16 protein-coding genes are annotated in these 21,490 nt (G+C 71.0%); 4 read left to right on the top strand and 12 right to left on the bottom strand.

What is annotated here, in order from left to right; genetic code table 11:
* Positions 1 to 6: 6 nt before the first annotated feature.
* The 8 genes from ACGHC0_RS03285 to ACGHC0_RS03250 all read right to left on the bottom strand — a co-directional run bounded on the left by ACGHC0_RS03285 (position 7) and on the right by ACGHC0_RS03250 (position 11,953).
* Entirely contained in the window at positions 7 to 924 is a 918-nt protein-coding gene (locus tag ACGHC0_RS03285; RefSeq protein ID WP_415267410.1) for a peptidylprolyl isomerase, read from the bottom strand.
* Between the two features lie 23 nt (positions 925 to 947).
* Positions 948 to 1,730, bottom strand: coding sequence for a respiratory nitrate reductase subunit gamma (narI, locus tag ACGHC0_RS03280; RefSeq protein ID WP_415267409.1), 783 nt, complete (start codon positions 1,728 to 1,730; stop codon positions 948 to 950).
* Positions 1,727 to 2,497, bottom strand: coding sequence for a nitrate reductase molybdenum cofactor assembly chaperone (gene narJ, locus ACGHC0_RS03275; RefSeq protein ID WP_415267408.1), 771 nt, complete (start codon positions 2,495 to 2,497; stop codon positions 1,727 to 1,729). Before narJ ends, narI begins: the two co-directional genes overlap by 4 nt.
* 1 nt (position 2,498) lies before the next feature.
* Positions 2,499 to 4,022 (bottom strand): nitrate reductase subunit beta, encoded by a 1,524-nt coding sequence (gene narH / locus ACGHC0_RS03270; protein ID WP_415267407.1) that lies wholly within the window; start codon positions 4,020 to 4,022, stop codon positions 2,499 to 2,501.
* Positions 4,019 to 7,846 (bottom strand): nitrate reductase subunit alpha, encoded by a 3,828-nt coding sequence (locus ACGHC0_RS03265; RefSeq protein WP_415267406.1) that lies wholly within the window; start codon positions 7,844 to 7,846, stop codon positions 4,019 to 4,021. The genes narH and ACGHC0_RS03265 overlap by 4 nt, the downstream gene beginning before the upstream one ends.
* A gap of 215 nt (positions 7,847 to 8,061) precedes the next feature.
* Entirely contained in the window at positions 8,062 to 9,522 is a 1,461-nt protein-coding gene (locus ACGHC0_RS03260; RefSeq protein WP_415267405.1) for a NarK family nitrate/nitrite MFS transporter, read from the bottom strand.
* Position 9,523: 1 nt separating this feature from the next.
* On the bottom strand, positions 9,524 to 10,834 hold the full coding sequence (locus ACGHC0_RS03255) for an MFS transporter (RefSeq protein WP_415267404.1): 1,311 nt from the start codon (positions 10,832 to 10,834) through the stop codon (positions 9,524 to 9,526).
* Positions 10,835 to 10,996: 162 nt separating this feature from the next.
* Positions 10,997 to 11,953, bottom strand: coding sequence for a helix-turn-helix transcriptional regulator (locus ACGHC0_RS03250; protein ID WP_368353964.1), 957 nt, complete (start codon positions 11,951 to 11,953; stop codon positions 10,997 to 10,999).
* A gap of 131 nt (positions 11,954 to 12,084) precedes the next feature.
* Between ACGHC0_RS03250 and ACGHC0_RS03245 the strand changes: the two genes are divergently transcribed.
* The 3 genes from ACGHC0_RS03245 to ACGHC0_RS03235 are packed head-to-tail and all read left to right on the top strand — an operon-like array spanning position 12,085 to position 16,447.
* A complete protein-coding gene (locus tag ACGHC0_RS03245; RefSeq protein ID WP_368353963.1) occupies positions 12,085 to 14,085 on the top strand; it encodes a TonB-dependent receptor in 2,001 nt (666 codons plus the stop codon).
* 26 nt (positions 14,086 to 14,111) lie between these two features.
* Positions 14,112 to 15,167, top strand: coding sequence for a class I SAM-dependent methyltransferase (locus ACGHC0_RS03240; RefSeq protein WP_368353962.1), 1,056 nt, complete (start codon positions 14,112 to 14,114; stop codon positions 15,165 to 15,167).
* Positions 15,164 to 16,447 carry an MFS transporter gene (locus ACGHC0_RS03235; protein WP_415267403.1) on the top strand — a complete coding sequence of 428 codons (1,284 nt, stop codon included), beginning with the start codon at positions 15,164 to 15,166 and terminating at the stop codon, positions 16,445 to 16,447. Before ACGHC0_RS03240 ends, ACGHC0_RS03235 begins: the two co-directional genes overlap by 4 nt.
* Here ACGHC0_RS03235 and ACGHC0_RS03230 read toward each other — a convergent pair.
* Positions 16,420 to 17,178 carry a LuxR C-terminal-related transcriptional regulator gene (locus ACGHC0_RS03230; protein ID WP_368353960.1) on the bottom strand — a complete coding sequence of 253 codons (759 nt, stop codon included), beginning with the start codon at positions 17,176 to 17,178 and terminating at the stop codon, positions 16,420 to 16,422. The two genes, ACGHC0_RS03235 and ACGHC0_RS03230, sit on opposite strands and share 28 nt — an antisense overlap.
* Before the next feature lie 12 nt (positions 17,179 to 17,190).
* Entirely contained in the window at positions 17,191 to 19,101 is a 1,911-nt protein-coding gene (locus ACGHC0_RS03225; RefSeq protein WP_415267402.1) for a type IV pili methyl-accepting chemotaxis transducer N-terminal domain-containing protein, read from the bottom strand.
* 97 nt (positions 19,102 to 19,198) lie between these two features.
* Here ACGHC0_RS03225 and ACGHC0_RS03220 point away from each other — a divergent pair, with 97 nt between their 5' ends.
* Positions 19,199 to 20,011, top strand: a complete 813-nt coding sequence (locus ACGHC0_RS03220; RefSeq protein WP_415267401.1) for a ChaN family lipoprotein — start codon at positions 19,199 to 19,201, stop codon at positions 20,009 to 20,011.
* A 36-nt stretch (positions 20,012 to 20,047) separates the two neighbouring features.
* Here the strand turns inward: ACGHC0_RS03220 and ACGHC0_RS03215 are convergent, their stop codons facing one another.
* Both ACGHC0_RS03215 and ACGHC0_RS03210 read right to left on the bottom strand, forming a co-directional pair.
* Positions 20,048 to 20,764, bottom strand: coding sequence for an MgtC/SapB family protein (locus ACGHC0_RS03215; protein WP_368353957.1), 717 nt, complete (start codon positions 20,762 to 20,764; stop codon positions 20,048 to 20,050).
* A 93-nt stretch (positions 20,765 to 20,857) separates the two neighbouring features.
* A complete protein-coding gene (locus ACGHC0_RS03210) occupies positions 20,858 to 21,229 on the bottom strand; it encodes a hypothetical protein (protein ID WP_415267400.1) in 372 nt (123 codons plus the stop codon).
* Between the last annotated feature and the right edge of the window lie 261 nt (positions 21,230 to 21,490).

Genomic DNA, 21,490 nt, shown 5'->3' with positions numbered 1-21,490 from the left:
CGGTAGCTACTGCACGAGCGGCGTCCCGGCGCCGTCCAGGTCCACGCCCTGCAGCGCGGCCTCGCCCGCGAGCACCTGCAGGTACTGCCGCAGTGCATTCACCCACGCCTGCTGGCGCAGCGCGAGCGCGACGGCCTCGCGCACCTCGCCGTAGCCGCGCTGGCGGCCCGCGTCGCGCGCCACCACCTCCACCACGTGCAGGCCGAAGCGGCTGTGAACCAGGCGCGGCAGCACGCCGACTTCCCTGGCGCCGAAGACCTCGCGCGCGAACTCGGGCGCGCAGTCGCCGCGCGCCAGCCAGCCCAGGTCGCCACCCTCCGCGCCCGTGGGGCAGTTGGACCACTGCCGTGCGGCACGCGCGAAGGCCTCGCCCCCATCTTGGGCGCAGCGCAGCTGCAGCAACTCGGCCTCGGCGCGCTCGCGCAGGCGCTGTACATCCACGCCCGGCGTCACGGCATAGAGGATGTGCCGCAGGTGCACGCGTTCGCCGTCACGATAACGCGCGATATGGGCCTCGTAGTGGCGGCGGCAGGCGTCTTCCGACGGATCGGGCACGGCGAGGGCCTGCTCCAGCAGCGCCTCGATGGCCTGGGTCGCGGCTTCGGAGGTGGTGCCGTCGTCGGCGGGGGCATCGTCCGTGGCCAGCAGGCCGACCCGCTGGGCCGCCTGGCGCAGCAGCTCGGTGCAGGCGCGCTGGCGCAGCGGGTCGGCATCGGGCGCATCGTCGGCGCGGTGCAGTGCGATGCCGTTCACCGAAGCGACGGGGCCCGGGACGGCCGGCGCGGGCGAGCCGGGACCTTGCCCGAGATGGTCCACATCGAAGCCGGGGACGGTATCGATGGCGATAGCGGCATCCGCCGTGGTACCTGCACCGGAGCCGCAGCAGCCGGTGGAGGCAGGAGAGTCTTGGCAGGTGCAGGACATGGTGTGCTCCGTTGTGAACACCGCTAGCGCGTGGCACGCGGGTTGTCGATGGCGCGGGCCACGTCTGGCGACGGCACGGCGCTGGGCTGGCCCGGCAGGTCGTGGCCCCGCGGCACGTTCATGCGGCGCGAGCGCACCACCTGCGGCGCGCGCAGCAGGTAGGCGACGGTGCCGAAGCCGCTCCACACGTGCACCAGCCGGCTGAACGGGAAGAGCAGGAAGATCGTCATGCCGAACACGATGTGGAACAGGTAGGGCCAGGGCAGCACCGCGAGCGCGGTGGCATCCACCGGCCGCAGCGTGACGATGCGCTGCGCCCAATCGGCCAGGATCAGCATCACGCTGCCGTCGGTGTGCTGCATCGAATACGGCAGCGTGACGAGCCCCACCACCAATTGCACCCACAGCACCACGAGCACCGCGATGTCGGTCGCATGGCTGGTGTGGCGGATGCGCGGGTCGAACAGCCGCCGCCACAGCAGCATGCTGAGGCCGGCGAAGCACATCGCGCCCGCCACGCCGCCGGCCGACACGGCCATCATCTGCTTGGCCGAAGCGCTCATGAAAACGCCATAGACGCTGTGCGGCGTGAGCAGGCCCACCATGTGCCCGAAGAAGAGGAACAGCACGCCGAAGTGGAACAGGTTGCTGCCCCAGCGCAGCAGGCCGGCGCGCAGCATCTGCGAGGAATCGCTCTTCCAGGAATACTGGTTCTGGTCGAAGCGGATCAGGCTGCCCACCACGAACACGGTGAAGCAGACATACGGGTACACCTGGAACAGGAAATCGTGCAGGGCGGCAGTCATGGGTTCGCTCCTCGGGATGCGCCAGAGCTTCCGGCGCGGACGATGTGGATGGGCTGGGACTGGCCGGCGCGGGCCTGGCCGAGGTTCGCGCAGCCGCCGAAGGCCGCGGGCTCGGTCCAGCTCTCGTCGATGCCGGGCTCAGGCGCCGCTTTCGCAGGCGCGGCGGGCACCCCGGGCACCGGCTGGCCCGCAAGTTCCAGCAGCGCGGCGAACACGGCCGCATAGGCCTGCGCATACGGCGCCGCCTGCGCGCTGCCGCGCTGCACGAGTGCGCCGTGGATGGCGGCCAGCAGGTGCGCGATCTCGCCGAGGAAGGCGCTAGCCTCGCGCGGCGGCTGGGTGGAGACGAACTCCAGCACCGCCGGCAGGTAGTCGGGCAGTTCGTCCTCGCGCAGCAGCAGGCCGGCGCGGGCGTAGGTCTCGCCCAGGTCGATCATGGCGGGGCCGCGGTCGCGCGAATCCCCATGCACGTGCTCGAAGAGGTGCAGCGAGGTGGCGCGCCCGCGGTCGAACAGCTCCACGTACGCGGTCTCGGCATCGAGCGGGTCGCCCGTGCCGAGCAGTTCCAGCAGGCCGGCGACCTGCGCGCGGCGTGGTGCTGCCAGCGCGGCATCGGCATCGAGCAGCGCGGGCAGTTCCGCGAGGTGCGCGCGCAGTGCAGCGCCTGGGTAGTCGAGCAGCGCACCCAGCACGCGCAGCGTGACGCTGCCGGGATGGCGGCCGGCGATGGCCGCCTGGGCGGTGCGCAGGTCGGTGGTGGCGCCCATGTCAGACCTCCGCCTTGATGGGAATGGTGCGCTTCTTCTCGGCACCGAACAGGCTCACGTCGCTCACGCCGCCGGAGCAGCCGTTGCCGAAGCTGAAGCCGCAGCCGCCGCGCACGTTGAAGGCGTTCTCCGCATACTCGCGGTGCGTGGTGGGGATGACGAAGCGGTCTTCGTAGTTGGCGATGGCCATGGTCTGGTACATGTCTTCCACCTCTTCCTGCGTCAGCCCCACCTGCGCGAGCACGTCGAGGTCGGTGCGCTGCTCCACGTGCTTCGCACGCTGGAAGGCCCGCATGGCGAGCATGCGTTCGAGCGCGCGCACCACCGGCGCGGTGTCGCCGGCCGTGAGCAGGTTGGCGAGGTACTGCACGGGAATGCGCAGCTGGCCCACGTCCGGGATCAGGCCGTTGGCACCCACGTGCCCCGCGTTGGCCGCGGCGCTGATCGGCGAGAGCGGCGGCACGTACCAGACCATCGGCAGCGTGCGGTACTCGGGGTGCAGCGGCAGGGCCACCTTCCAGTCCACCGCCATCTTGTAAACAGGGCTCCTGCGCGCGGCCTCCATCCAGGCGTCGGGAATGCCGTCGATGCGGGCCTGCGCGATCACTTCCGGGTCGTTCGGGTCGAGGAAGATGTCGAGTTGCGCGCGGTACAGGTCGCGGTCGCGCTCCACGCTCGCGGCCTCGGCGATGCGGTCGGCGTCGTAGAGCAGCACGCCCAGGTAGCGGATGCGGCCCACGCAGGTCTCCGAGCACACGGTGGGCTGGCCCGATTCGATGCGCGGATAGCAGAAGATGCACTTCTCGGCCTTGCCGCTCTTCCAGTTGTAGTAGATCTTCTTGTAGGGGCAGCCCGAGACGCACATGCGCCAGCCGCGGCACTTGTCCTGGTCGATGAGGACGATGCCGTCTTCCTCGCGCTTGTAGATCGAGCCCGAGGGGCACGAGGCCACGCACGCCGGATTGAGGCAGTGCTCGCACAGGCGCGGCAGGTACATCATGAAGGTGTTCTCGAACTGCGCGTACATGTCCTTCTGTACGTGCTCGAAGTTCTTGTCCTTGCTGCGCTTGGAGAACTCACCACCCAGGATCTCTTCCCAGTTCGGGCCCCAGACGATCTTGTCCATCTGCTTGCCGGTGATCAGGCTGCGCGGGCGCGCCGTGGGCGCGGCCTTCATCTCGGGCGCGGACTGCAGGTGCGCGTAGTCGTAGGTGAAGGGTTCGTAGTAGTCGTCGATCTCCGGCAGGTTGGGGTTGGCGAAGATCTTCATCAAGAGCTTCCACTTCGCGCCCTGGCGCGGCGCGATGGAGCCGTCCGCGCGCCGCACCCAGCCGCCGTTCCAGCGGTCCTGGTTCTCCCAGTCCTTGGGGTAGCCGATGCCGGGCTTGGTCTCGACGTTGTTGAACCAGGCGTACTCCATGCCGGGGCGGCTGGTCCAGACGTTCTTGCAGGTGACGGAGCAGGTGTGGCAGCCGATGCACTTGTCCAGGTTGAGCACCATGCCGATCTGTGCGCGGACTCTCATGCGGTTTCTCCTTGGTCCAGGGTGGGGCGGACGAGCGGGTCGGCGACGGGCGTGTCGAGCCAGTCCACGCGGTTCATCTTGCGCAGCACGATGAATTCGTCGCGGTTGGTGCCGATCGTTCCGTAGTAGTTGAAGCCGTAGCTCAGCTGCGCGTAGCCGCCGATCATGTGGGTGGGCTTGAGCACCACGCGGGTCACCGAGTTGTGGATGCCGCCGCGCGTTCCGGTCACCTCCGAGCCAGGGGTGTTCACGATCTTTTCCTGGGCGTGGTACATCATCACCATGCCGGGCTTCACGCGCTGGCTCACCACCGCGCGCGCGGTGAGCGCGCCGTTGGCGTTGAAGAGTTCGATCCAGTCGTTGTCCTCGATCTGCGCGCGCTTCGCGTCCTCCTCGCTGATCCACACGCAGGGCCCGCCGCGGCTCAGGGTGAGCATGAGCAGGTTGTCGGTGTAGGTCGAGTGAATGCCCCACTTCTGGTGCGGCGTGATGAAGTTGAGCGCGATCTCGGGGTGGCCGTTGGGCTTCCTGCCCTGCACCTCGGCCGTGGCCTTCAGGTCCACCGGCGGGCGGTAGCTGCTGAAGCCCTCGCCGAACGCCTGCATCCACGGGTGGTCGATGTAGAACTGCTGGCGGCCCGTGAGGGTGCGCCACGGGATCAGCTCGTGCACGTTGGTGTAGCCGGCGTTGTAGCTCACCTTCTCGCTCTCCAGCCCGCTCCAGGTGGGCGAGCTGATGATCTTGCGCGGCTGGGCCTGCACGTCGCGGAAGCGGATCTTCTCGTCCTCGCGGTGCAGCGCCAGGTGGGTGTGGTCGCGGCCGGTCTGCCGGCCGAGCGCGTCCCAGGCCTTCACGGCCACGTGGCCGTTGGTCTCGGGCGCGAGCTGCAGGATCACCTCGCAGGCGTCGATGTCGGAATCGATGCGCGGCATGCCCTGCGTGGGGCCGTTGCCCGGCACGGTGCCGTTCAACTCCCGCAACTGCTGCACCTCGGCCTTCGTGTCCCAGCCGATGCCCTTGCCGCCGTTGCCCACCTTCTCCATCAGGGGCCCGAGCGCGGTGAAGCGGTGGTAGAGGTTCGGGTAGTCGCGCTCCACCACGCTCATCTGCGGTCCGGTCTTGCCGGGTATGAGGTCGCATTCGCCGCGCGTCCAGTCGGCCACGCCGAAGGGCTGGGCCAGTTCGCCGGGCGTGTCGTGCGCGATGGGGCTCAGCACCAGGTCGCGCTCCACGCCCAGATGGCCGGGCGCGAGTTCGCTGAACGCGCGGGCGAAGCCTTTGTAGATGTCCCAGTCGCTGCGCGACTGCCATGCCGGGTCCACCGCGGTGGAGAGCGGGTGGATGAACGGGTGCATGTCGCTGGTGTTGAGGTCGTTCTTCTCGTACCAGGTGGCGGTGGGCAACACGATGTCCGAATAGAGGCAGGTGGTGCTCATGCGGAAGTCGAGCGTGACCAGCAGGTCCAGCTTGCCTTCTGGCGCCTGCGCATGCCACTCCACTTCGGCCGGCTTGGCGTCGCCCTCGCCCAGGTCCTTGCCCTGCACGCCGTTGCGAGTGCCCAGCAGGTGCTTGAGGAAGTATTCGTGCCCCTTGCCCGACGAGCCCAGGATGTTGGAGCGCCAAACGAACATGTTGCGCGGCCAGTTGTCGGGATGGTCCGGGTCGGTGCAGCTCATCTTGAGCGCCCCGCTCTGCAGGCCCTGCACCGCGTAGGCCTTCGGGTCCAGGCCCGCGGCCTCAGCGTCGCGCGCCACCTGCAGCGGGTTGGTCTGCAACTGCGGCGCGGAGGGCAGCCAGCCCATGCGCTCGGCGCGCACGTTGTAGTCGATCATGCTGCCGCCGAACTGGGCGCGGTCGGCCAGGGGCGAAAGCACCTCTTCCACGCCGAGCTTCTCGTAGCGCCACTGGTCGGTGTGCGCGTAGAAGAAGCTGGTGGAGTTCTGCTGGCGCGGCGGGCGCACCCAGTCCAGAGCGAAGGCCAGGGCCGTCCAGCCGGTCTGCGGCCGCAGCTTCTCCTGGCCCACGTAGTGCGCCCAGCCGCCGCCGCTTTGGCCGATGCAGCCGCACATCATCAGCATGTTGATGATGCCGCGGTAGTTCATGTCGCAGTGGTACCAGTGGTTCATCGCCGCGCCGATGATCACCATCGAGCGGCCGCGCGTGCGGTGCGCGTTCTCGGCGAACTGGCGCGCCACGGCGATCACCTGCGCGCGCGGCGTGCCGGTGATCTTCTCCTGCCATGCGGGGGTGTAGGGCGTGTCGTCGTCGTAGCTGGTGGCGGCGTTCTCGCCGGGCAGGCCGCGCGCCACGCCGTACTGCGCCACCTGCAGGTCGAACACCGTGGCCACGAGCACTTCGCGCGCGGTGCCGTCGGCATCCACGGTGGCCAGGCGCCGCACGGGCACGGTGCGCGCGATCACGTCGGACTGCACGTTCGCCGGGAAATGCTCGCTTTCGATGCCGCCGAAATACGGGAAGCCGACCTGCGCCGTCTCCCAGCCGTGCGCTTCCTCCGCACCGGCTTCCATCAGCGACAGGCGCAGCCGCACCGCCTCACCCGTGCGCGCGTCCTTGTCCTCCAGGTTCCACTGGCCCTGGTCGGCACGGCCGTCCGGTCCCCAGCGGAAGCCGATCGCGCCCTGCGGGCACACGACCTCGCCGTGCGCATCGAGCGCCACGGTCTTCCACTCGGGATGGTTGTCCTGGCCCAGCCGGCCCGGGAAATCGCTGGCGCGCACGTAGCGGTCGGGTACGCGCACCACGCGGCCGTCCGGCAGCGCCTGCTCGCGCAGCGTCACCAGCATGGGCATGTCGGTGTAGCGGCGGACGTACTCGTCGAAGTACGCGCTGCGCTCGCCCTGTTCGGGGAAGTAGAACTCCTTGAGGATCACGTGGCCCATGGCCATCGCCACCGCGGCATCGGTGCCCTGCTTGGGGTTCATCCACAGGTCGGCGAGCTTGGCGACCTCGGAGTAGTCGGGCGTCACGGCCACCGTCTTCGTGCCCTTGTAGCGCACTTCGGTGAAGAAGTGCGCGTCCGGCGTGCGCGTCTGCGGCACGTTGGAGCCCCAGGCGATGATGTAGCCGGCGTTGTACCAGTCGGCCGATTCGGGCACGTCGGTCTGCTCGCCCCACACCTGCGGGCTGGAGGGCGGCAGGTCGCAATACCAGTCGTAGAAGCTCATGCACACGCCGCCGATCAGGCTCAGGTAGCGCGAGCCGGCCGCGTAGCTCACCATCGACATCGCGGGAATCGGCGAAAAGCCGATGATGCGGTCCGGCCCGTGGCGGCGGATGGTGTGGATGTTGGCGGCCGCGACGATCTCGTTCACCTCGTCCCAGCTGGAGCGCGCGAAGCCGCCCAGGCCGCGCACGCGCTGCCAGCTGTGGCGCGTGGCCTCGTCGCCGACGATCGCGGCCCAGGCCTCCACCGGCCCCATCGTGGCCCGCGCCGCGCGCCAGGCCTTAAGCAGGCGCCCGCGCACCATGGGGTACTTCACGCGGTTGGCGCTGTAGAGGTACCAGCTGTAGCTCGCACCGCGCGCGCAGCCGCGCGGCTCGTGGTTGGGCATGTCCCAGCGGGTGCGCGGATAGTCGGTCTGCTGGGTTTCCCAGGTGACGATCCCGCCCTTGACGTAGATCTTCCACGAGCAGGAGCCCGTGCAGTTCACGCCGTGGGTGGAGCGCACGGTCTTGTCGTGCGCCCAGCGGTTGCGGTAGGCGTCCTCCCAGGTGCGGTCTTCGCCGTTGACCTGGCCATGGCCGCCCGCGAACGATTCGCGCGGCTGGCTGAAGTACGTGAGGCGGTCGAGAAAGTGGCTCATCGTGGTTCCTTGGAAAATCGTCATGTCATCCGTCGTGTTGACGCCGCGCCCGCTTCGCCGGGAGCTGGCACGCCATCACGCATCCGGTGGCCGCGGAGCAGGCCGCGCCAGCACACACCGTGGAACCGGCTTTGCCGGGCCACCGGTGTGGTCCCCCTTCCCACGCGCAGCGTGAGAGAAGGGGGAAGCGGCGCAGCCGCACAGGGGGTAGGTCATCAACATGGCATCTCTGCACGGCGGCGCGCGTAGTACCACCACGTGATGCCGATGCACAGCGCGTAGAACGTGGCGAAAGCCCACAGCGCCAGCTCCGGACCTCCCGTCGCGGCAATGGAGCTGCCGTAGCTCTTGGGGATGAAGAAGCCGCCGTAGGCGCCCAGCGCGCCCGCGAAGCCCAGGGCCGCGGCGCCTTCGGTGTTGCCCTCGCGGGTGGCCTGGGCGCGGGCCTCGGCGCTGTCCGTGCGCACGTCGGCGAGGCGCAGGTTCAGGAAGATCACGGGGATCATCCGGAAGGTCGATCCGTTGCCGATGCCGGTGGTGAGGAACAGCACCATGAACATCGCGAAGAAGCCCGCGAAGCTGCCCTCGGCCGGCCCGAAGGCGAGCGCATAGCCGCCCATTCCCTTGGGCAGGAAGGCCAGCACGCCCAGCACGGCCAGCGCCATCACCGCGAAGTTCCACAGCGTGACGCGCGCACCGCCCAGCTTGTCCGCCAGCCACCCGCCCACGGGCCGGACCAGCGCGCCCACTAGCGGCCCCAGCCACGCGTAAGCGAGCGGGTTCACGTCGGGAAACTGGCTCTTGATGAGCAGCGGGAAGCCCGCGGAAAACCCGATGAACGAGCCGAAGGTGCCGAGGTACAGCACGCACATGATCCAGTTGTGCTTGCGGCGGAAGATGGCGGCCTGCGCCGCGAACGAAGCGCGCGCGTCGGCGATGTCGTTCATGCCGAACCAGGCGGCCAGCGATGCGAGCGCGATCCAGGGCACCCAGACGAAGGCCGCGTTCTGCGCCCACACCTGCTGCGCCTGGCCGTTCTTCACCATGGTCTGCGCATCGCCACCCAGCACGCCGAAGACACCGGCCGTGATGACGAGCGGGCTCAGGAACTGCACCACCGACACGCCCAGGTTGCCCAGCCCCGCGTTCACGCCGAGCGCCGAGCCCTTGCGCTCCTTCGGGAAGAAGAAGCTGATGTTGGCCATGCTGGAGCTGAAGTTGCCACCGCCCAGGCCGCACAGAAGCGCGAGCGCGAGCATCGTCGGGTAGCCGGTGGTGTTGTCCTGCACCGCGTAGCCGATGCCCAGCGCGGGCAGCAGCAGCGAGGCTGTGGACAGGGCCGTCCAGCGCCGCCCGCCGAAGATCGGCACCATGAACGAATAGAAGATGCGCAGCGTGGCGCCCGAGAGCGCAGGTGCCGCCGCCAGCCAAAAGAGCTGGTTGGTGGAATAGCGGAACCCCAGCGCGGGCAAGCTCACGGCCACCACGCTCCAGACCTGCCAGATGGCGAAGGACAGGAACAGCGCGGGCACCGAGATCCAGAGGTTCAGGCGAGCGATGGCTTCGCCCTCGCGCTCCCAGAACTCCTTGTCCTCCGGGGTCCAGAGGGTCAGCACGCGCCCGGCCCGGGCACCGCCGCGGGAGGGAGAAGAAGAGGGGGAAGGGGTGGCAGGCATGTCACGGTCTCCTTGCATCGGGCATTCCATGGTCCGCCGCGCTGCGGCCGGCGTCCATGACATCGGTATGCCGCACCTCGGTGAAATACATCCAGGCCAGCGACACCCAGACCACGCCGTACATCAGCATGAAGGCGCTGGAGCGCACGCCCGTCCAGTCCAGCAGCACGCCGAACAGGATGGGCAGCACGAAACCGCCCAGGCCGCCGGCCAGGCCCACGATGCCGCTGATGGCGCCGATGTTGGCGGGGTAGTCGTCGCTGATGTACTTGAAGACGCTCGCCTTGCCGAAGGCCATGGCGATGCCCAGCACGAACATGAGCCCGGTGAACGCATACACGTTCAGGCCGATGTGGAAGCTGCGCGGGCCGTCCGTGGCGAGCACCGTGAAATCGGTCTGCGGGTACGACAGCAGGAACAGGCACACCCAGCAGACCCACAGCACCCACCAGGTCACGCTGTGGGCGCCGTACTTGTCGCTGAGCGCACCACCGATGGCGCGCAGCACGCCGCCGGGCAGCGAGAAGCAGGCGGCCAGCAGCGCGGCGACGCGGATGTCCAGGCCGTATTCGCCCACGTAGTACTGCACCATCCAGAGCGACAGCGCCACATAGCCGCCGAACACGATGCTGTAGTACTGGCAGTACTTGAGCACGCGCGGGTCCTTCAGCGCCTGCAGCTGGTCCAGGAAGGTGACGTGGCTGGGCACGCGGTGCGCCGGATCGCTGTGGCTGAACAGCCAGAACAGCACCAGCGTGCCGAGCATGATGGCCGCATAGGCATGCGGCACGGCCGCCCAGCCGAAGGCCACCAGGATGGCCGGCGCCACGAACTTGTTCACCGCCGCGCCGGAATTGCCCGCACCGTAGATGCCCATGGCCGTGCCCTGGCGCTCCTTGGGAAACCAGCGCGCCACGTAGGGCGTGCCCACCGAGAACGAGCCCCCGGCCAGGCCGACGAATAGGCCGATCGCGAGGAAGTGCCAGTACTGCGTGGCATACCCCATGATCCAGATGGCCGGCACCGTCGCAGCCATCAGGCAGGCCATCACGATGCGGCCGCCGTAGCGGTCCGTCCAGATGCCGAGCGGCACGCGCACGAGCGAGCCCGTGAGCACCGGCATGGCCGTGAGCAGGCCGAACTCGGTGGCATTCAGGCCCAGCATCTTCTTGATCGGGATGCCGATGACGCCGAACATCATCCACACCATGAAGCACACGGTGAAGGCGAGCGTGCTCACGGCGAGCACGGACCAGGCCTGGCGGGCGCGGCGCGGGGTTCCGTCCGGGGTTGCGGACGCGGTATCTGCCATCTTGTTTTCCTCGTGGGAGCGATGGCATCCATGATTGCGCCCGCGGCGCGCGCTGCACATCCGCCGGTGGTACGGTCGGGGCGAGGCAGAAGAACTAGCCGCGGGCCTGCGGTCTAGTTCCAACGAACTAGGGCGCGGCGATGGTGGCGGGAACGGGGCCGGTCAGGAACGGCGGCCGAACACCGACTTCGGGCTGCGCCCGAAGAACCGCGCGAACGCCGTGCTGAAATTCGGTGGATGGGCATAGCCCACCTGCCAGGCAGCCTGGGCGACCTGGCAGCCGGTCTCCAGCAGCGCCCAGGCGCGGCGCATGCGCAGCTCCAGCAGCAGGGCCTGCGGCGAGGCACCGAACACGGCGCGGAATCCCTGCTTCAGCCGGTGCTCCCCCAGGCCCACGGCGGCGCTGAGGTAGGCCACGGTCAGCGCGCGGTCCATTTGCGTAGACAGCAGCTCGCGGGCGTGCTCCAGGCGGGCCAGTTCGTCGGCCGACCAGCGCGGCGGCGCCGCGTCCGGCACGGGCGAGGGTACCAGGTGCCGCAGTTCCAGCGAGGCCAGGCTCAGCATGGCGATGTGGCGGTCCAGCGCATCGGTGGGCTGCGGACCGGGTGGCTGGGCCAGGCGCCGGGCCAGCGCCACGCTGGCCGGCAGGCTGGCGCGGTGGTCCAGGGCCCGCACGCCATCGGTCTGCGAGAGCCGCCGCGCCAGTTCCGGGCCCAGATAACGGTCCAGCGCCGCGCCCGACAGCAGCAGCCTCAGTTGCCGCACGGTCTGGCCGGCCGTGTAGCGGCGCTCGCCCCGGCTGCCGCGGAAGGCCGCCATGGTCGTGCGCCCCGCCCCGAAACGCAGCGTGACCCCCCCGCCACGGGCGACGAAGCCCGACTCGCCCGTCAGCCCCAGCGTGATGACCAGGGTGCTCCCCCCTTCCGAGGCATCGGCCTGCACGCTCTCCTCCACCAGATCGCGCAACGGGCGGTAGTGCGAGCGCGCCAGCGTGACGCCGTCGCCCAGCGTGAAAAATTCGGCATGGCAATCGCCGAATTCGGCCGGCAGTGCATGGCGGGTCCAGCCTGCCGCGCAGGATGGGGAAACGGAGGTCGAGGACGGGATGCGGCAGGTCATGTCAGGGGCCGGTTGCGCGTTGCCCATACGGAATTCGCCAGCGCGCAAATGTTTCCAAATGATATCCATTCTCATCACCAATAGCATCGAAATGCGCTTGCAAGAGCTTTTCGAACGAGGACGAGAACACCATGCCCCTTCCCTTTCCCCTTCGCTGGCAGGCCGCGCTGGCGTGGGCACCATTGGCCGCGGCAGCCCAGGCCCCCGCGCCCGGCGCGCCGCTGCCCGACATCACGGTCACCGTGAACAAGCAGGCCGAGAACCTCGACACCGTGCCCGCCAGCGTTTCCGTCTTCGACGGCGCGGCGCTGGAGTCGGCCGGCGTACACGGGCTGGACGCGCTCTCCGCGCAGGTGCCGGGTTTCGGGTTCCAGGCCTTTGGCCAGTCGGGCGTGCAGCCACCCGTGATGCGCGGGCTCACGGCCAACTTCGTGTCGTTTTCCTCCTCCACCCTGCTGCTGGTCGATGGCGTTCCCACGCTGATGGCCCAGGGTTTCGAGCACGACCTGCAGGGCGTGGAACGCGTGGAAGTGCTGCGCGGCCCGCAATCGACGCTGTACGGCCGCAATGCCGAAGCCGGCGTGGTCAGCATCGTCACGCGCCAGCCCGGCGACACGCCCCATGCATCGATCAGCGCCGAGGCCGGCAACCACGGCCGGCGTGCCGGCAGCTTCGAGCTGGGCCGCGTCCTGGTGCCGGGCCAGCTCTTCATCGGCCTGTCGGGCGAATCGCGCGTCCAGGATGGCTTCATCCGCCACCAGGGCACGGGTGACCGCTTGGATGACCGCGACCGCGCCAGCGGCCGCCTGGCGCTGCGCTGGACGCCCACGGCCGGCACCGAGGCCACGCTGCGCTACGCCGGGCAGCGCTGGGACGACGGCGCGGCGCAATGGGGCAGCATCGCCGCGCCGCGCGCCACGGTGAACTCGGGCACGGCGGGCTGGAACCGCTCGCGCGGGCAGACCCTGTCGCTGGACGTGTCGCACCGCTTCGCCTCGGGACTGCGGCTGCGCTCCATCACCGCGCGCAATGTCTTCGACGACCGCATCCTGCAGGACACGGACTTCCAGCCCGCCGACCTGCTGCACGTGGGCCGCGACTACCGCCTGGCTACCACCTCGCAGGAACTGCGCCTGGAGGGTGAATCCCGGGCCCTGCGCGGCGCGCGCTGGCTGGCAGGCCTGTACGTGGACCGCGACGACCATGACCTGCGCTACGAGCAGAAGCTGCCTGCCGCCCTGATGCGCCCCACGGCCCGGCTCCAGGGCGGCACGGCCGCACTGTTCACGCACTGGACCGTCCCCCTGGCCGATCGCTGGACACTGGCCGCGGGCGCGCGCATCGAGCGCAACCGCGTCGAGCTCGCGCCCGCGGGCGCCGCGGCGCGCAGCGACGACTGGTCGCGCCTCAGCCCCAAGCTGTCGCTGCAGTACCAGTGGTCGCCGCAGGCCCTGGTCTATGCCAGCGTCAGCGGGGGCTACCGCGCGGGCGGTTTCAACGTGTTCTCGCCGGCCATGGGCTATGCGGCCTACGCGCCCGAGACCGTGCGCGCCTGGGAAATCGGCGCCAAGGGCCGCCTCGCCGGCCAGCGGCTGCGCTATGCGGCGTCGCTCTACACCCAGCAAGTGCGCGACATGCAGGTGCAGCAGATGGGGCTGCCAGGCGTCGTCTACATCACCAATGCCGCGCGGGCGCGCTCCACGGGCGCGGACCTGGAGCTGGACTACGTGTTCGGCGATGGCTGGCAGCTCAGGACCGCCCTGGGGCTGAACCGTACGCGCTTCGGCCGCTTCCACGACGGCACCGCCGTCTACGACGGCCACCGCAATCCTTTCGCTCCCGACGCCAACCTGCATGTGGCCCTGCGCTACGACGCGCCCGGGGGCTGGTGGGCCCAGGCCGCCGTGCAGGGCACGGGCAAGGTCTATCTGGACGCGGCCAACGACCACCGCCGCCCCGGCTATGGACTGGTCCACCTCTCGGCCGGCTACGCCAGCGGCCCCTGGGACATCGCCGCCTACCTGCGCAACGCGGCCGACCGGCGCTATGACGCCGCGGGCTACCTCAACGGCCAGGTCGTGGTCTACAGCCCACCGCGCGAGTTCGGCCTGCGCCTGACCTGGCGCTTGTGAACGGTCACACGAGAAAGGAACACCCCATGCCCACCCATCTTTCCGCCTCCCGGTCCGGCGACCACGCGCTGCAGCCCCTGTGGAATCTCGCAGCCGCCCAGGTGCAGGCCGAGGCCCTGGTGCTGGCGATCGAATCCGGCGCCTTGGACCGGCTGGCCACGCAGCACTCCGCCCCCGAACTGGCGCGGGCCCTCGGCTGGCACGAGGCCAACACCGCGCACTGGCTGGAACTGTTGTGGGCCATGGGCCTCCTGCAGCGCAGCGCGGACGCGTCCGCCAGCTACCAGTTGAGCGCCAGCGCCCTGCGCTACCTGCACGGCGCCTCGCCCGAATCGTGCGCCGCGGCCTGGCTGTTCCGGCTGCGCTCGCTGCGCAACGCAGCCGGCCGGTTGCGTGGCCTGGTGGAGCACGGCCCCGAGGGCGACGGAGCCACCGCGCCGCTGGCCGCAGGCACTGCCGAGGGCTGGGCCGAGGCCGCGCGCGCCCAACTCGACCAGGAGCAGCGCGCCGTCAGCGTGCCCGCCGCGCTGCAGGTGCTGCAGCAGGTGCCCGAAGCCGCCGCCGCCCGCAACATGCTGGACCTGGGCGGCGGCCCCGGCTGGATCGCACTGGCGTGGCTGCGCTGCCAGCCTGCATTGCGGGCCACCGTCTTCGACTGGCCCGAGGCCGTGACCGTGGCGGCGCGGAACGCACGGCAGGCGGGGCTGGCCGATCGCTTCGTCGCACTGGGAGGCGATCTCGCCCGGGAAGGCTTCGGCAGCGGTTACGACCTGGTCTGGTGCTCCTCGGTCCTGCACTTCGTGCCCGATGCGGCCGCCGTAATCGCCAAAGTCTTCGACGCCCTGGAGCCGGGCGGGGTCTTCGTCTGCGCCCATGCCGAGGTGGACGACACAGCCGAAGAGGCACTGCGCACCCTGCCCTACTACCTGCCCATGCGCATGCTCGGCCGCCACGTGGCCGAGCGCGGGGTGCCCGAAGCCATGCTGGCACGGGCTGGCTTCGTGCAGATCCAGCGCATGGAAGCGCGTGGCTTTCCCATGGCACCGCTGACCGTGCTCGTGGCCCGCAAGGCCCTTCCATGAATACCGCCTCCAACCCTGCGCGACGTCCCGCCTGGCTGCTGCAGGCGTTGTTCGGCTGGCTGCACCTGGCATTGACCGCGCCCAGCGTCTATCTCTGGCTGGGCCTGCCGCTGGTCATGCGGCAGCACGGCTGGTCGGGCACGGCCATCGGCCTGTTCCAGCTCGCGGGCCTGCCCGCGCTGGCCAAATTCGCGCTGGCCGCGCCAGTGGAAGCGCGCGATGCCCGAGGCCGGTCGCGCTACCGCGCCTGGGCGCTGGCCCTGGTCCTGGCCTACGCGGTCGTGCTGCTGGCCCTGGGCTGGCAGCAGTTGCTGGCCGAGCGGCTCTGGCTGTTCGGTCTGGCCTTCGCCGCCGCGCTGTCCGCGACCTGGGCCGACATTCCCGTCAGCGCGCTGGCCATCCGCCTTCTGCCTCCCGGGGAGCGCATGCGCGCTGGCGGCGTGCGCGCGGCGGCACTGTCGCTGGGGGCCATCGTCGGCGGCGGTGCCATGCTGCTCGTGCAGGCGCGCTGGGGCTGGCGGGCGCCGTTCCTGAGCCTGGCGGGCGCGCTGGTGCTGGGCGCCCTGCTGCTGGCCTGGGCGGTGCGCCGGGAGCCCGATCAGGAGCCAGGCCCCCCGCAACGGTCCACGGCTCCCGGCCTGGCGGCGCAGGTACGCGGCTACGGCACCCAGCCCGGCGCCTGGCACTGGACCCTGGTGCTGGTCAGCTACTTTCCTTTCATCGGTGCGGCCTGGTTCTATCTCAAGCCGCTGCTGCTCGACCACGGCTTCGCCGCCGAGCAGGCCGCCTGGCTGGCAGGCCTGGGCGGCGGCGTAGTGGCCGCGGTATCCGCAGCGGCGTCGCCCCAGATCACCCGGCGCCTGGGCACGGCGCGCGCCCTGCCGCTCTATGCGGGGCTCAACACGGCTGCGCTGGCCCTTCTGGCCGCCGTGGTGGCGGCAGGCGCACCCATGGCCGGCATGGCCGCGGCAGTGCTCGGCGTGGCATTGGCCATGGGGGCGTCTTCGGCCTGCGTGTTCGGCTTCATGATGCAGTTCGCCCGGCCACGCTCGCAGGCCTTCGATTACGGACTGCAGGCCAGCCTGTTCGCCGCCAGCCGCATGCTCGTGCCTCTGGCCGCGGGCGTGGCGCTCGACGCCGCGGGCTCGGTCGCCATGCTCGCGGGCCTGGCGCTGGCCGCCGGCCTGGCATGGTGGTGGGCGCGGCGCTGTGCGGCGGACGCATGGGCCGGAGGCACCGGCGCGCCGCCCGCCTACTCGCGCTGGCGCTCCGACGCATAAACCGCCGCCTGCACGCGCGAACTCAGCCCCAGCTTGCGCAGGATGTGCTGCACGTGGATCTTCACCGTGGTCTCGGCGATGTCGAGCGCACGGGCGATTTCCTTGTTGCTCGCGCCGCGCGCGATCTCGCGCAGTACATCCTCCTCGCGCGGCGACAGCGGGGATGCGCCGCCGGGAGCCGCGTCCTCCGGTTCGCACACGATGGCGGCTCCGCCGGCGACCTCCGGCCCGCGCGCCGGCACCGCGGACGGGCCGCCCTGCGCCTGGAAGGCCGCCACGAGCTTGCCCATCAGCTCCATGCTCACCACCGGCTCGCCCCGCGCGGCCCGGCCGATGGCATCGGCCAGCAGGTCGCCTTCGATGGTCTTGAGCAGGTAGCCCTGGGCCCCCTGGCGCAGCGCCTGGGCGAGATCCTCGCCATCCTCGCTCACCGTCAGCATCAGCACCCGCACGCCCGGCATGGCCTCGCGCAGGCCGCGGATGGCGTCAATGCCGCGCACCCCCGGCAGGTGGTTGTCCAGCAGCAATACCTGCGGCGCGAGCGGCGGTGCCAGCCGCAGGGCCTCGCCGGCATCGCCGGCCTCCCCCACCACGCGCAGCGACGGGTACTGCGACAGCAGGGCGATCAGGCCACGCCGGAAGAGCGTATGGTCGTCCACCACGAACACCCGCAGGGGCGCGGCGTCCGGCGCCAGGGAGGGGCTGCGGGGCGGCAGGGGGTCGGAAGCCATGGAACGTGGTGCTCAGGACGCGAGCGGCGCGAAATCGGAAATGGAGAAGCTCGCCGTCGCGGCGGCGTCGTCGGCGCCGGGCTCCCCGGCCGCCGGGAGGTCGATGCGCACCCGCGTGCCGCGCCCGGGTGCCGCCTCGATGCTGACCTGCGCGCCCACGCGCTCCGCCCGCTCGCGCATGATGCCCAGGCCCACGTGCACGGAGTCGGGCGGCACGGAGGCCGCGTCGAACCCGCGGCCGTCGTCCTCCACCTCGAAGCGCCAGTGCGGCTCGCGCTGCACGCGCACCTCCACCCGGCGTGCGCCCGAGTGCTTGCGCACGTTGGACAGCGCCTCCTGCACCATGTGCAGTACCTGCACCTGCACATCGGGCGCGAGCGGCAGCCCGTGGCCGGCCATCGACAGCCCGTGCGCGATGCCGGTCTGGTGCCCGAACTTGGACAGCGTGGCGCGCAGCGCGCCCTCGATGTCTTCCTCGCTGGTGCGGGTGCGGAAATGCAGCAGCAGTTCGCGCACGTCGGCATAGCAGCCGCGCACGCCCACGTCCAGCTCGCCCATGCTGCGGTCGCGCGCCGCATCGTCGCCCCGGCCCACCGCGTCGCGCAGCAGCTGCGTCTGGATCTTCAGGAAGGCCAGCGACTGCGCGATGGAGTCGTGCAGCTCCCGCGCGATGAAGGAGCGCTCCTGCGCCACGGCGGCCTCGCGATCAAGCGCGGTGGCACGCAGTCCCTCCATCGCCGTCGCGAGATGGCTCGCCATGGCCTCCAGCATTTCCTGCATGCCGGGCTCGATCTCGGTCGCCGAGCGGAAGAACAGGTCCACCTCGCCCAGCACGCGCTGCTGCGTGCGCACCGGCACCAGCACCAGGGTCTGGTAGCCGGCCTCGCCACAGTGCGGCATGCCGGCCGTTGCACCGGGAAGAATCGGGATGACGCGCAGGCGCGCGGCGCCCTCCGGCTGGCCGCAATGGCAGTTGCCGGTGGGCAGGCAGTGCTCGCCCTGCACCAGGCTTTCGGGGAGCCCGTCACCGGCCAGCAGCATGTAGCGCTCGTTGGCCTCGTCCGACCAGCGCATGGCGGCGGCGTCCGCCCGCGCGATCTCGCGCACCCGCTGCACGAAGCCGCGCGCCAGTGCGTCCAGGCTGCCGGCCCCGGAGACCTGGGCGCTCACCTCGTAGAGCGCCGCCAGCCGCGCGTTGCGCTCTTCCAGGCGCGAGGTCTTCTCGGCCACCTTGCGCTCCAGGTCCTGGTGGGACGACTGCAGTGCGTGCGCCATCAGGTTGAAACCCGTGGCGAGCTGGCCGAACTCGTCCTGCGACTCCACCGGCAGCCGCGTGCGCAGGTTGCCCTGCCGCATGCGGGCCAGGGCCTGCTGCAGCCGCGCGACCGGCGCGAGCACCAGCCAGTGGCTCACGGCCATGAAGGCCACCGCCGCAGCGATCGCCACGGCCATCATCGCCAGCTGGAACAGGTGCAGCGCCGCGGTCCACCGCGCCATCTGGCGCTCGATCGCCTCCACGAAGCCGTCCACGCGCGCCACGAAGGCATCCGCCCGGGCGACGTCCGGCGCGGCGCGGCCGTCGCGCAGCCGGCCCCAGTCTTCCACGATGCGGGCGAAGCGTGCCCGCGTGTCTTCGTTCCAGGGCACGGACAGGGGCCGGGCGGGGTCCCCCTGGCGCAGCAGGTCCAGGCCGGCATCGAACCGGCCGGACAGCGGCGCCAGCGCCTCCGGGGCCTCGGCCCGCCCGGCCAGCGCCATGCGCATCATCGCCATGCGCAGGCGGCCCGCCTCGTTCACGGCCGCGGCACCGCCTTCGAGCTTCCAGGTGATCCACAGCGTAAAGGCGATGGACAGCAGGGCGACGGCAAGAAAGCCGCTGCCGACGGCGAGCAGCCGGGTGGTCAGGGTAAGGGGCCTGCGCATGGCCGGCAGTGTAGGAACGGGCATCGCCGCAACCCTTGATGCAAGTCAAGCCAGAGACCTTCCGGGCCGTCCGCCGCGATGGGTTAAGGTGCCGGCCATGCACCTGCCCATCCGCTTGCGGCGCGCCGCCTCCCTGGCCCTGCTGGTCCTGGCCGCGGCGTGCGCCAGCCCCGCCCCGCCCTTCCCGCCTGCCGGCAGCGATTCCTGGCAGGCACTGCTGCCCGCCGACATCCTGCTCCTGGGCGAGCAGCACGACGCGCCGGACCACCAGCAGCTGGAGCGCGAGGCCGTCGCCTCGCTGGCAGGCCGCGGGCAACTGGCGGCGCTGGTGATCGAGATGGCCGAGGCCGGCCACGGCACGGCCGGCCTGCCCCGCGATGCCACCGAATCCGCCGTGCGCGAAGCGCTCGCATGGAACGATGCGGCCTGGCCCTGGGCGCACTACGGCCCGGTGGTGATGGAGGCCGTGCGTGCCGGCGTTCCGGTGCTCGGCGGCAACCTGCCCCGCGCGCGGATGCGCGAGGCCATGCAGGATGCGGCCTGGGACGGCCGCGTGCCGGCACCTGTGCTGCGCCGGCAGGTCGAGGCGATGGAGGCCGGCCACTGCGGCCTGCTGCCCGCGGCGCAGCTGCCCGGCATGGCCCGCATCCAGATCGCGCGCGACGACAGCCTGGCGCGGACGGCAGCCGGCGCGCGACGGCCGGGGCAGACGGTGCTGCTGGTCACGGGCGCGGGCCACGCGCGCCGCGACCTCGGCGTGCCGCTGCACTGGGACGCGGGCGTGCAGGCCCGCATCGCGATCGCGCAGGCGCAATCCGCCACCGATCCGCTGCCCGGGGACGCCGCCGACACGGTCCTGCCCACCGCTCCCCTGCCACCCACGGACCATTGCGCCGCACTCAAGAGATAAGGCGATGAGGCGCCCGGGCGCCCATCGCCCGCGGGCCTATTCCTCCGAGCCGGCGTTCCAGAACGCCTGCAGCACGCCCGGCAGGGCCTCGATCGCACGCATCACGGCATCCAGTTCGTCGGCCTCTACCGCCGTGGCGTAGAGCGTGGCCTCGATCTCGGTCTCGGTGCGCCCGAAGGCATGCTGGCCCACGCCGCGCACCGGGTAGTTCGCCCCCTCCAGCAGCTCCACCATGCGCTCGCGCACCTCGCCGTGGACGCCGCGTTCGCACAGCACATAGACGGTGTAGATGGCCTCGCTGGTGGCTTCCTGCACCGGGCGCCGGTTGATGCGGTTGGCCACGGGGCGCAGCAGCGTGTTGCTCGCCAGCACGAACAGTGCGGCCAGCACCGCCTCGGCCACGAGGTGCGATCCCGCGCAGGCGCCGACGGCCGCGGAGCCCCAGAGCGTCGCCGCCGTGTTGAGCCCGGTGATGTTCGCGCCCTCCTTCATGATCGCCCCCGCGCCCAGGAAGCCCACGCCCGACACCACGTAGGCGATCACGCGCACCGCGCCGGAAGGCCCCTCGAGCCGGTCGGCCAGCACCACGAACGCCGCGGCCCCTACGGCCACGAGCGTGTTGGTGCGCAGCCCCGCCGTCCGCTGGCGGATCTGCCGCTCCAGCCCGATCGCCGCACCCAGCCCGAAGGCGGTGAGCAGGCTGACCAGGGTGTCGAGGAAGGGAAACAGGTGGAAATGGCGGAGGAATTGCATGGTGCGGTCCGGATGCGGCGGGGCCGGTCGGTCAGGTTGCGAAAAGAAACGGGAAGAAGCGGAAGACGGGCGGGCGACCGCGGCGGGGCCGCATCAGGCCGCCCTGCCGGAACGGCCGCAGCGGCGGGCCACCCAGGCCCGCGCGCGGCGCCAGGCGCCCGCCGGGCCGGAGGCCCCGAAAGCATCGAACGCCCGGCCGCCGATGCGCTCGGCCCGCTCGCGCGCGGGCCGGCTCAGGCGCAGGAAAACCGCGCGGCGCTGGTCCGCGGGCAGCATGGACAGCGCATCGGCGATCACCGCGCCCGGCTCGCGGGACAGGCAGGCCGCCACGGCGCCGCGTCCGTGGCTCTGCAGCAGGCCGCACAGCGCCTGCGGGCGGCGGCGGGCGAGCGCGTCGCGCAGCACCAGGGCGACCACCTCGTCCCTCAGGGAGGAAGCGGGAAGAAAGGAACGGAAGAAGAACATGCGAAGGCTCCAGCCGCGCGAGACGCGCGGGAAGCCTCCATGCCGTCAGCGGCGGGGCGGACGGCAGGCGGCGTCCGGGCGCGCGCCGGATGCGGCAAGGGAAATGCGGGGGAAGTGGGCGGCCATCGGGCACACCGGGGTCATGGCAGGGGAGGGCCGTCTAGGGTAGGGGTCCATGGCGTTCTCTCCCGCGCTCGCGCGCTCCGGTGGATGGGCCCGCACGGGAGGTGCGGGAAGAAGCCGGCAGGGGCCGGAAGGCGG

The organism is Acidovorax sacchari (assembly GCF_042847045.1).
In the GTDB taxonomy this organism is placed as follows: Bacteria; Pseudomonadota; Gammaproteobacteria; order Burkholderiales; family Burkholderiaceae_C; genus Paracidovorax; species Paracidovorax sacchari.
This window is presented reverse-complemented; position numbering and strand designations above follow the sequence as displayed.